The organism is Cyclobacterium sp. (assembly GCF_014762705.1).
GTDB lineage: Bacteria > Bacteroidota > Bacteroidia > Cytophagales > Cyclobacteriaceae > Cyclobacterium.
Map to the genome: position 1 here is coordinate 1 of NZ_JABURL010000053.1, position 12,589 is coordinate 12,589.

General features: G+C 42.5%; 4 protein-coding genes. 3 read left to right on the plus strand and 1 reads right to left on the minus strand.

What is annotated here, in order from left to right; genetic code table 11:
• Window positions 1–679: 679 nt before the first annotated feature.
• A complete protein-coding gene (locus tag HUJ21_RS10265; protein WP_291369439.1) occupies window positions 680–1,444 on the plus strand; it encodes an SDR family NAD(P)-dependent oxidoreductase in 765 nt (254 codons plus the stop codon).
• A 22-nt stretch (window positions 1,445–1,466) separates the two neighbouring features.
• On the opposite strand, the gene HUJ21_RS10270 is transcribed toward HUJ21_RS10265, so the two are convergent.
• The gene (locus tag HUJ21_RS10270) at window positions 1,467–2,300 is read right to left on the minus strand and encodes an ion transporter (protein WP_291369441.1); all 834 of its coding nucleotides are present in this window, start codon (window positions 2,298–2,300) and stop codon (window positions 1,467–1,469) included.
• Between the two features lie 296 nt (window positions 2,301–2,596).
• Here HUJ21_RS10270 and HUJ21_RS10275 point away from each other — a divergent pair, with 296 nt between their 5' ends.
• Window positions 2,597–11,497, plus strand: coding sequence for a non-ribosomal peptide synthetase (locus HUJ21_RS10275; protein WP_291369443.1), 8,901 nt, complete (start codon window positions 2,597–2,599; stop codon window positions 11,495–11,497).
• 35 nt (window positions 11,498–11,532) lie between these two features.
• Complete coding sequence (locus HUJ21_RS10280) at window positions 11,533–12,540, plus strand: hypothetical protein (RefSeq protein WP_291369445.1); 1,008 nt, start codon at window positions 11,533–11,535, stop codon at window positions 12,538–12,540.
• Window positions 12,541–12,589 lie beyond the last annotated feature (49 nt).

A 12,589-nucleotide genomic window follows, 5' to 3' on the forward strand; every position in this document is an offset into this window, starting at 1 on the left:
GTCATCTAGAACACCAAGAATGCGCAAATAGCTCAAAGAATTTGGTGCTTCTCTAGATTTTTTTCAACCGGGTCCCTATTGTGCCTGCGGTGTCTGAGCCTGTCGAAGGCAGCTTGGCGGACTGAAAAAAAATCAGCCTAAAAAGGCAGCCTGTCGAAGGCCAATCTACCTCAGCCTCCTCTTCAGCAGGTCCTGAAACCACTTCTACAATTCACTTTTCAACTCTTTTTGACCATAAAACTGGTTTACTAGGGAAAAGTAAGTAAATTTTGAATCAAACCAGTGCCATATCGGTTGAGGAAATAATAGCAATACTGGGGAAAATATAATGCGAAAGGCCATGATCAGTTGGGTTTCATCTACCATTCGAATTCAAATAATGCTTGGAATTTTTTTTACTTCAATTGTTAATGAAGTAGCAGCCCAAAGGATTTATGCTGTTGATGCATATTGGTGCAGGTCCGGGCAGAATGCATAAATTCTATTTTCAAATCCCGGTAATCCTGACCTTGATACGGGAAAGGGGCTATGACTGGGTGTCTCTGGAAGAACTTCTGAAACCTATTCCATGATATTTCTCATGTTTATTGCTGAGAAGTCTTTGTATATTTTTTTTATAAAGGCTTTAAATTTATGTCAATAAACCAAAGGCGAAAAGTTTAATAAAACATTCATGGTCATGGAGATAAAAGACAAGATTGCATTGATTACCGGAGGTGCTGGCGGAATAGGCCTTGCGACTGCCAGGTTGTTTTTGGAAGAAGGAGCAAAAGGAGTAGCCATAGTAGATTACAGTAAGGATAATTTAAAGGAGGCAGAGAAGGCTCTCGGTAATGACAAACTGATGTACATACAGGCAGATGTCAGTCAGGCTGAGGAAGTAAAGAATTATACCAATAAGGTAAAAACAGAATGGGGAAGAATTGACATCTTGTTTCTTAATGCCGGTACGGAGGGAGTGGTAAAAACCATGGAGCATTATCCGGAAGAGACTTTTGATCAGGTTATAGGAGTAAATGTAAAAGGGGTCTGGCTGGGTATGAAATATGCCTTTCCTATTATGAAAACAGACGGGGGAGGTTCCGTCATCATCACTTCCTCTGTTGCCGGATTGAGGGGTACGGCTCAGGTAAGTGCCTATGTGGCTAGCAAGCATGCCACTGTGGGTTTGATGCGTGTAGGTGCATTGGAAGGGGCCCCAGATAAAATCCGGGTAAATACCATACATCCCTCTCCTGTTGACAACCGCATGATGCGGTCTCTTGAAGAGGGTTTTGCGCCGGGAATGGGAGATACGGTAAAGGAAAATTTCACCAAAATGATTCCTCTGGGCAGGTATGCCTCCAATGAAGATATCGCAGATCTGGCTTTGTTTCTGGCTTCTGACAAAAGTAAGTTTATAACCGGAGCTACCTATGTCATCGATGGCGGTTTTACGATCTGATTAACCGGAGTTCCCGGGTTTACTATTCCGGGGACTCCAGCTTGGTACCACATTTCCGGCAGTAGATGGCATCCGGGCTGTGCTTTTGCAGTGAACAGCCATGACAAATTTTAAATTGATGGCGATCTGACTTTTCACTTTTGTTTTTGGCATGGGTCAACTCTGAAGTGACTATCCCTGTGGGCACCGCAATAATGGCATAACCAAGCAGCATGATAATGGATGCCATAAACTGACCCAAATCGGTATTGGGTGAAATATCTCCATAACCAACGGTGGTTAGTGTGACAATGGCCCAGTACATGGCCCTGGGAATAGAAGTATAGCCGTTTTCCGGACCTTCAATGATATACATGACAGAGCCCATTACCAAAACGATAGTCAAAACCGATCCCACAAATATCTGGATTTTGGCCCGGCTGCTTTTCAGGGCGCTTATAAGAAGGGAAGCTTCTCTAAGGTATTCTGGTAATTTCAGAATCCTTAGAATTCTCAAAAATCGCAATGCCCTAATCACCATTAGGTACTGACTTTGAACCAAAATTAAACTCAAAAAGGCAGGTAAAATAGCCAGCAAATCCACAATGCCATAAAAACCAAAGATATATCCAGGCTTATCATTGCTCAGCCATATTCTCAACAAATACTCTACACTAAATACGATGGTAAAAAACCACTCCAACCAATACAAAAATGTCCCAAAGTTTTGATGGATATCCTGAACAGAATCCAGGATAACGACCAACACGCTTAAAAGAATTAAAGCCAGAAGAATTAAATCGAAATTTTTAGATGCGCTGTCGTCAGATTCATAAACAATATGCGCCAATCTTTTTTTTGAGGGGAGGAATGTCATCAGCAATCGAGATTTAATTACTTTTTTTTTACTGCTGATTTTAAATTAAGCACACTTTTTGATTTAATGGAGTGTAATAGCAGATTTAATTTTTTTTGCAAAACATCAAAATTAAATATACTTTACTATAGGACTAGTCAAATTGATTTTAAATTCCATATATTTGTATTTCGTAACCAAAAAAATGAATTACGAATATTTCACTGGGTAGCGAAATTTATTAAACCTATAAAACTTTACAAGGGTTCCTCTCCCCAATACAGGGGAAAAAGCCTGAAAATAAAATAGCATTGAATTTGTCTGATGTACTGAAAACAGAATTTCATCAATCTTTTTCCAAAGGTAATACAATTACCGTGATCGATTTGTTTCAGCAGCAGGTGAAATTAAATCCACGAAAAACGGCCATTGCCGATGGAAAGCGATTGATTTCTTACGAAGAGTTGGATGTTATATCCAACCGGATAGCTGTATTTTTGCAAAAGTCAATCGCAAGCGATCAGTGCATTGTACCGGTTTGTATGCAGCCTACCATTGAATTGGTGGCTACCCTGCTTGGTGTATTGAAATCCGGACTTGCTTTTATTCCTCTTCATCCGGATTGGCCGGAAAACCGAAAGAACCACATTATAAAGCAGGTAGCTGCCAAATGGGTGCTTTCCGGTGAACCGGAGAACGATTTTGGTCAAACAAAGCAAAGGCAGTTTTCAGTATTATCCTGGAAACAATTTTCATCAGGGCAGAAGGAAGTCAACAAATTTCCGAAGCCATTCCTTGCAGGAACCCTGGCCTATGTCATGTATACTTCAGGCAGTACCGGTGTTCCAAAAGGGGTAATGGTTGGTCATTCCCAACTTTATCATGCTACCCAAAAAAGAATCAATCACTATGGTTGCAGCCCGGAATTATTGCTGATACCTGCTCCTACTTTTGATGCGGCTCAGGCTGCCATATTCTGGTCATTGTGTACAGGTGGAAAGCTTATCATGGCCAAAAAAGAATCCCTGCAGGATATTGAAATTATTCCTGCTCTACTACGGGGTACAGACACCTTGCTATGCGTACCCTCTTATTACAGGTTTTTGCTGGAAGAAGGTTTATTGGCTGACCTGAATATGGAAAGGGTAATATTGGGAGGAGAAAGTTTGCCAAAGGAACTTGTCGATTCCCATTTTCAACATCAGCCAAAAGCGCGGCTTTTTAATGAATATGGACCAACGGAAACCACGATTTGGGCTACAGTGGCATCCATTCAGCCTGATGATAAAGTGATTTCGATTGGTAAGCCAATCCCCGGTGTAAGCTGTCATGTACTTGGAGAGGATGGAAAAGAAGTTCCATCGGGAGGTATCGGTGAGCTTTTTATTGGTGGAGACCAGGTGGCAAATGGCTATTGGATGGATAAAAGCCTTACTTCTCAAAAATTTATTCCGGACCCATATGCTGATAAAAAAGGTGCAAGGTTGTATGCCACTGGGGATCTGGTCAGCCAGCTTCCAGATGGCCGCTATTTGTTTGAAGGAAGAAAGGACAGACAATTTAAATGGCAGGGTAACCGGATAGATCCTTCAGAAATAGAGCAGGCCTTTCTGGAAACAGGTGGAATCAAGGAAGTGTTGGTGAGCCTCTTTACCCAGAATGATGGTATACCTGATCAAATCGCGGCTTTCGTAATTCCAAATGGTTTGTCAGACCTATCATTGTTGAGGGAAAAATTAAAAAACAAACTACCTGCATACCTGCTTCCTTCAAAAATCGAAACAGTAGCCGCTTTTCCCCTTACAGAAAATGGCAAAGTGGATCTGCCTGCCTTGTTATCAGCACTCCGGCAGTCAGGCTCTTCATCAAATTTGCCGGTTTTTGCTGATTTGCTGCAGGAAAGGCTGTACCAAGCCTTTAGCCAGACTTTGGGACATACTAATTTTGGCTTGTCTGAGAACTTTTTTGAAATGGGAGGCAACTCTCTGGCTGCCATGCATCTGCTGTCAATTTTAAAAAACAAGCTGGATTTGACGGTTGACATAAAAGACATTTTTGATTTTCCCACTGTTTCGGGACTGTACCATCATATCAGGAATCAAGAGGGCCAAAAAGAGGTCAATTCCCTTCCTGAGCTTAAAGCCGATTTACCCATGGTGTCTCCTGCCCAACAGTCACTTTGGCTAATCGACCACATGGAGGGATCAAAAGCTTATCATTTGCCTGTTGCATACCAACTATCGGGAGACATCAATCCAGGGCTTTTGGAAAAAGCCATCCGAATGATTATCCGGAAACATCAGGTATTGAGAACCACCTTTCTGGGAATCGACCAGGTTTCATTTAAATCTGAACAGGAGTGGAATTTGACCCTGATCAATAAAACAGAAGAAATTTATTCCCGGGAGCAATTTTTCAAAGCCTTTACCCCTTTGTTCAGCCGGGCCTTTGACCTTTCGGCCGATTTTATGATCAGAGCCCAATTGGTCAGCTTTCAAAATCAGGTCCATGTGCTGGGGCTCGTTTTCCATCACATTGCTTTTGATGATTGGTCCATGAGAATCTTTCTCAGAGAGCTATCTGAAAATTATAAATTTCTTGAAAAGGGAATTTTTCCTGATGCTCCTTCTGCTGTATTTACAGGCTATGCTCAGTTCCAGCAAGGTATCATGGAAAGCAGTGGTAGTATTGAGGGCTTGGATTATTGGCGGCAAAAATTGTCAGGCCTGGAGAAATTACGACTACCTCGGGATTTTCCTTTCAAGGAAAAAAATGGCCATGAAGCAGGAGTATTTCGTTTTACCTGGGATAAGGAACTCCTCAGACCTTTGGCCGGATTTGGAAAAAGCCATGATGCTACACCTTTCATGACCTTACTGGCAGTATTTAAGGTATTGCTTTACCGTTACAGTAATCAGACAGATATTTGTGTAGGCACCACAGTGGTGGATAGAAATTTGCCCGGAACCGAAGAGACAATAGGATATTTTATCAATACTTTACCCATTAGGTCTGCATTGGACCCGAATTCCTCCTTTGTACATTTTTTGAAGTCCATTAGGAATGAGGTGCTGTTTGCCTTAAAGTATGGCCATGTGCCCTTTCTTAAGCTTGCATCAAGCATTGCGGTATCTCAGGAAAAGGACCATAAACCCTTTTTCGACCTGATGTTTGTCATGCATGAAGGGTCTGAGGAACCCAAATTGCCGGAAATTCCAGGGATCGTCTCCCAGCCGCTGAATGTTGATCCTGTAAGCTCAAAATTTGCCATTACCCTTACCCTTGTTGAAGAAAAAGGGGGGATAAAAGGCCATGTTGAATTTGACAAGGCCATGTTTTTACCGGAAACGATTCAAAGAATGGTGGCCCAGTTCCAGGAGTTGGTCCGGCAGCTGCCAAAAGCCCCGGACAAGCCGGTTAAAAATTGTAATTTACTTTCAGCCAATGAATTGAACCTGCTTTCAGGAAGGGATAAATACCAGGAAGCTGCTTTCCATACGGCTTTTTTTGAGCGTTTTGAAATGCAGGTTAATCTTCGTCCCAATGCTACAGCCATTAAAATTGAAGGGGAGGAAATCTCCTTTCATAAGCTCAATGTCAGGGCATTGCAGGTGGCGGACCTGTTAATGGAAAGGGGAGTCAGGCAGGGTGAGTTGGTGGCCCTATTGGTTCAGAGGGGATTGGATATGGTGGCTGGAATTCTGGGTATTTGGAAGGTGGGAGCAGCATATGTCCCGGTGGATCCAAATTACCCACAGGAAAGGATTAATTATATTTTAACCGATAGTGCTGCCAGTTATTTATTGACTGATACCCTATCAGAAGGCAAGTCTAAGGATTCAGGAAAACATTTGATTGTCAACCTGGATAAGGAAAAGGTTTCGGAAGATTTTTCTGGAAGGTCTTATCCGGCAACCACTTTGGATAGGCTGGCCTATGTGATTTATACCTCAGGAAGTACCGGTAAGCCAAAAGGAGTGAGCTTGACACAGGCCAATCTGGCCGGATTCCTGGACTGGTGTGGCAGGGAGTTTTCCCTTGATGATTTTGAGGTAATATACGCGGTAACGTCCATGTGTTTTGACTTATCGGTTTTCGAATTGTTTTTCCCATTGGCCTTTGGTAAGCCTGTCAGGATACTTCCCGATGCGCTGCATATTCCAGCACATCTGGAAAGCGACAATAAGATTTTGATCAATACCGTTCCCAGTGTGGTGCAAAAGTTGGTAGAGGCCAGGATGGACTTCAGCCGGGTTAGCTTACTGAACATGGCAGGGGAGCCGGTACCAGCCAGACTTTTGGAAAAGCTTGATTGGAAAGGACTGGTAGTAAGAAACCTTTATGGTCCTACGGAGGATACTACGTATTCTACCTGTCAAATCCTTGCACCAGGTGAACCGGTTTCAATAGGCAGACCCATTGCGGGTAGTTTTGCCTATATTTTAAATCAGGATTTGATGCCTTGCCCTATCGGTGTACCCGGGGAAATCTACCTTGGTGGACATGGTGTAGCTGCAGGATACCTTAACCAACCAGGTTTTACGTCGGAGAAATTTATTCCTGATCCTTTTGGTTTGGAAGGCAGCCCTCCCATTTATAAAACCGGAGATCTGGGTGCCTGGACAGAGGAGGGGAAAATTGATTTTCTTGGCAGATTGGATAATCAGGTCAAACTGAACGGTCACCGTATCGAGCTGGACGAAGTTTCTTTTGTGCTTCAATCCCTGAAAGGGGTAAAAAATGCTGTGGCTGTGTTACAAACCGGAAATACCGGAGAAAAACAGCTTGTAGGTTTTGTGGAGTCTCAAGAAGAGCTGATAGAGAAGGATTTGTTGGTAGCCCTATCCGATCGTCTGCCCAGATACATGGTCCCTTCCAGGATACAAATTTTGGAAAAATTACCCCTGACCCCCAATGGGAAAATAGACCGGAAGGCGCTGGAGACTGTGAAAGTGAATCCAGGCACCTTGGATGAAAGCAGACCTTTTGAAGCACCTTCAAGTATTTTGGAGAATGATTTACTGGAAATATGGAAAAAAGTGCTCCAATTTGATGGTCTTGGAGTGAAGGATGATTTCTTTGACTGTGGGGGAAATTCCTTATTGGCCATCAGGCTTATTGGCCGAATCAAGGAATCTTTGGGTCTTGACATCAGCATCAGTGATTTGTTCGGTCATCCTTCCGTAAGGCAAATAAGTGCTTTGATTGAGCGAAAAGGTCTAAAGGAAGGGGAATCAGAACGCATTCCATCGCAAAAACCCAGACCTGAATTTATTCCCTTGTCTTTTGGACAAGAAAGTCTGTGGCTGACGGATAAACTGGAAGGATCCGTACAGTACCATATTCCCATTCTGCTGAAAATCAAAGGGGCTGTATCTTCTGGTCTGCTAATGGATAGCATCCGAAGTATCATGGAACGCCACGAGATACTCAGGACGGTAATTAAAGAAATGGATGAAGACACCTGGCAGGAGGTTATGCCTGTTTTGGGATGGGAGATGACCGTTGATCACCAGGCAGGAAACAGTGGGGATCTGGATTTGCAAATGACAGAATTTCTGGACCGACCCTTTGACCTTGGAAACGATTTCATGCTTCGGGCCAGGCAATTTGTAACCGGAGAAAATGAATGTCTGTTGATGGTGGTGGTGCACCACATTGCCTTTGATGGCTGGTCCATTCCTTTATTTATCAAAGAACTTTTTGCCCTTTTAAAAGCAGATCTTTCTGGAGAGAGCCTGCTTTTACCCCACCTGAAAATACAATATGCAGACTATGCCCTGTGGCAAAGAAATAAGTTTACCAGAAAGACATTAGAAAAAAAGCTGTATTACTGGAAAGAGCATTTAAGGGACGTCAAACCGATTAAACTTCAGGAGCCGTTTAGCCAACCTGGTAGAAAAAATAATGAAGGTGAAACATTTGACTTCCAGATAGGGCTTGCCCAAAAGCGTGAAATGCTTGAATTGGGAAAAAAATTAGGGCTTTCCCCATTTATGATTTTACTGGCGGTATTTAAATCCTTGCTGGAGAGACTGAGCGGTCAACAGGATATCTGTGTGGGCACGGCTTTGGGGGGTAGAAGAAAGGCTGAAGTCGAGGCCCTTTTGGGCTATTTCGTAAATCCGCTTCCTATCCGTACCTATTTGGATCCCGATAGTACGTTTACAGAAATACTTTTGCAGGTGAAGCAAAAAGCACTGGAAGCCTATGAGCATCAAGATGTTCCATTTGAGAAAATAGTTGCCTCCACTGTACAATCACGGGAATTGGGTGTAAATCCTTTGTTTCAGGTCATGTTTGTCATGGAGTACGGAAATGAGAATCAAAATTTTTCTCAAGGTTTGTCCATGGAGGTCGTCCCTTTTCAACAGAACACTTCCAAGTTTGACCTGACCTTTTTGGTAAATGAAGACAAAAATGGAATCAATATAAGGATAGAGTATGCAAGGGCCTTGTTTGCACAAAAATTTATAGAAAAACTTTCTCTGGATTTTGCAAGCATCCTTGATGCCCTATTGAAGAACCCAGGCCAAAAGCTAAAACAGGTATTGACAGATCAGACCTCAAAAACCATTGGGGAGGTAAATTATGGGAAGGATGGAATTGAAGACCATTTCACCCCTGTTCATCGTTTGATTGAAGATACCGTAAGAAATCATGGAGCTAAGACGGCGGTGATTTTTGGTAACCAGCAGCTGAGCTTTGCTGAATTGAATAGTCAGGCCAATCAACTGGCTTTTTATTTATTGGAAAGGGGGCTGAAAAAGGGAGATATCGTAGGGTTGCTATTGGAGAGGTCCCCTAAATTTCTCATAGGTATTTTGGCTGTTTTAAAAGCCGGAGGGGCTTATATGCCTCTGGATACGGATGATCCTGACTACAGAATCAACTACAAGCTGGAGGACTCATGCAGCTTCTGTCTGACTGAGGAGGGAGTGCACTCAGCATTGGAGACTTCGGTGGAAAAAATTCTTTGGCATGATTTCCTTGCCGTCAGGACTTCCTATCGGGGGGATAATCCGGAAATACAAATATCTCCTGACGACGCCGCTTATATCATTTATACATCGGGCACTACGGGAAAACCCAAGGGAGTGCGATTGGACCACATAAATGTCTACCATTTTATATCGGTAGTGAATGATCAACCTGGTCTTTCTTCTTCCGATAGGGTCTTGGCTGTTAGTTCGGTATCTTTTGATATTGCAATATTGGAAACACTGATTACCCTGGTGTATGGTGCGCAAACCTTTATGCTAGGACAAATGGAGCGCAGAGAACCCGACCTTATCCTCGATAAGTTGGATAAAGATCAAATTTCTATCATGTTTGCTACCCCATCTCACTGGAAAATGCTGTTTGTGAATGGTTGGGATAAAAAATTTGAAGGACTTAAGATTATCAGCGGAGGGGAACCCCTTGAAAAAACACTGGCAGATAGGTTATTGCCGCTTTGCAAGGAAGTATGGAATGTTTATGGCCCCACCGAAACCACAGTTTATTCCACCATTAAGCAGGTTAAGGCTTCAGACGAACAGGTTACTGTTGGGAAACCGGTGTCAAATACCAAAATTCATATTTTGGATACCGCAAGAAATCCTGTCAGAAAGGGTTTAAGGGGAGAAATATACATTGAAGGCTATGGGGTTGGCAGGGGATATATCAATAGCCCTGAACTCACCAAAGAAAAGTTTATTGAAATCTATGGGGAGATAGGCCAACGTCTCAGGCTTTATAAAACCGGTGATTTGGGTCGTATTAATTCTGCGGACGAACTGGAAATTGCCGGTAGAGTGGATCATCAGGTTAAAATACGGGGCTACAGGTTGGAGTTGGGTGAAGTAGAAAATGCGGTTCGTGGGCTGGAAGGTATAGGAGATGCCATTGTTCATGTTAAAAGGGATTTAAATGAAGTGGCGTTTTTAGTTGCCTACATTATTCCGACTTCTGGTCCAGGCAAAAGGGAAATCGAATCAAAGCAGCTCAATCAAAGCCAGGTCAGGCAATGGAAAAATCAACTTAGCCTAAGGCTGGCTGATTATATGGTCCCAACGGATTTTGTTTTGATGGAAAGGTTTCCCCTTATGCAAAACGGGAAAATTAACCGGAATGCTTTGCCCTATCCTGACAGGGTAGCCCACCCTTTTGTCTCTGTTCGGGAAGAAATGAGTCCGGAAGAACGGTTGGTTGCAGATATTTGGAAAAATGCCCTGGGATTAAATGTCATCAATAAGGGAGATAATTTTTTTGAAATTGGAGGTCATTCGCTTACTGCAGTAAGGGTAATGGTACAATTGGAAAAAGCTTATGGGATCAAATTGCCTTTATCCGTTCTTTTCAGATATCCTACAGTTCAGAAATTGTCTCAGGCTTTGAGGAGTGGTGTTTTAGGTGATAGTGAATGGAAAAGTCTGGTGGCTATCAAAACAACAGGTACTAAACCCCCCTTGTATATCATTCATGGAGGTGGATTGAATATTTTGCCTTTTTATGCGGTAGCAAAAAAAATGGATCGGGATCAGCCGGTTTTCGGAATCCAAGCCAAAGGATTGGATGGAATAGAACAGCCGCTAAATACAGTTGAGGAGATCGCAAACCAATATTTGTCCGAAGTTTTGAAACAAAATCCTGATGGTCCATACTTTTTGGCAGGATATTCGTTAGGAGGGATTATAGCTTTCGAAATGGCTACACAATTGATTCAAATGGGTAAACATGTAGAAAAACTGGTCTTGTTTGATACCTATGCATTCCAAAGTGATCATAAAAAGCCTGTCTGGAAGCGTTCCATCAATAAAATATGGCATTTTATTGGAAAAAGGAAATTTGATGTAGAATTATTGCTTCATCAACCTTCTATATTTAAAAGGAAGAAAAAGGCCTCATTTCAAAAGAAGATTAATAAAATTAATAAATGGTTTAACTCCGGGGATGAAGACCCAGAATCCTCCTTATTGAAAACCTATAAAAGAGTAGAATTCGTTTATAAGGAAGCTTGCAAGGAATATGAAATCAAAAAATACCCCGGATCAGTCGATTTAATAAAAGCCAAAATAGCTGCAGGTTACCTGCCCGATAAATCATGTTTTGGGTGGAAACCATTTGTTGGAAACTTAAGGGTCTGGGAGGCAGAAGGTGAGCACATTACCATGCTATCCCCACCGAATGATGCCTCCTTTGCCAGGTTGTTGCAGCAGGTCATCGATACAAAATAAAAAAATAAAAATCTCTATCTATTAATTAATTAAAAATGAAAAAACTAACCATTTACCCCTTATTTCTGCTTTTGCTGTTTGCAGCTTGTACTGTAGAAGACCCCAATCCACCTCAGGAACCGGAAGAGCCGGAAAATCCCAATCCCAGGGATCCAGATGTTGAGGTACCATTTATTGAAGGGACCAATATTATTTTTACCCCTCTGGATGAAGCGGCTGAAAGACTAGGTACCTCGGATAGCTATACCAAGATGTTGAGTAAATTTGACTTGGCATCAAGAACACAGAACAAAGAAAGTACTGAGGAAGAGGACTACCTTACCTATGCAGCTCAGCAAGCCCAGGCATGGACTGAGGAAGAGAAAACAGTACTGGAAGAACGAATTCTGGGCGTCAAGGATAAGATTGAAGCCATGGGACTTCAGCTGGAGTTTCCCGAGGAGATCCTTCTTATCAAATCAAGCATGCTGGAAGAAGGAGGGGCAGTAAGTTATACCCGGGAAAATTACATTGTCGTGCGAGGGTTGGTCAATGAGAGTTTTCTGATTCACGAGCTGTTTCATATATTAACCCGGTTTAAGCCGGAAAGAAGGAACGCCCTATTCGAGACCATTAATTTTACCGAAAGTAACAGAATCGCTTATCCTGAAGGAATCCGGGATCTTGTCATCACCAATCCCGACGCACCATTTCTGGAGCATACCATTAACCTGCAAATTGACGGCGAAAGTGAAGAGGTGGTATTTATCCTGATCTCGGAAGAAGAATGGGATGGAGGCTCCTTTTTTACTTACCTGAAACAAAGATTGATGTTTGTCGAGGGTGCTGCCGATGATAAAAAAGCTTCTCTGGTAGACAATATGCCTGTGCTTAAAAACTTTGCTGCTGCAACGGACCTGAAGCAGAAAATCGGAGACAATACCGACTATACCCTTCATCCCGAAGAAATACTGGCAGAACATTTTGTAATGCTGTTGTTAGAGCAGGAGGTGCCTGAGCCTTCTTATCTGGAAGCCATGAAGACGGTATTGCAACAAGAATAGTCATTCAAACAAAAATATTAATTAAAAAAACCCTGAGCAGTATACTCAG

What these genes read in the sequence shown, in the direction of transcription:
- HUJ21_RS10265 (WP_291369439.1), top strand. Translation starts at nt 680, where the DNA reads ATGGAGATAAAAGACAAGATTGCATTGATTACCGGAGGTGCTGGCGGA.
- HUJ21_RS10270 (WP_291369441.1), bottom strand. Translation starts at nt 2,300, where the DNA reads ATGACATTCCTCCCCTCAAAAAAAAGATTGGCGCATATTGTTTATGAA.
- HUJ21_RS10280 (WP_291369445.1), top strand. Translation starts at nt 11,533, where the DNA reads ATGAAAAAACTAACCATTTACCCCTTATTTCTGCTTTTGCTGTTTGCA.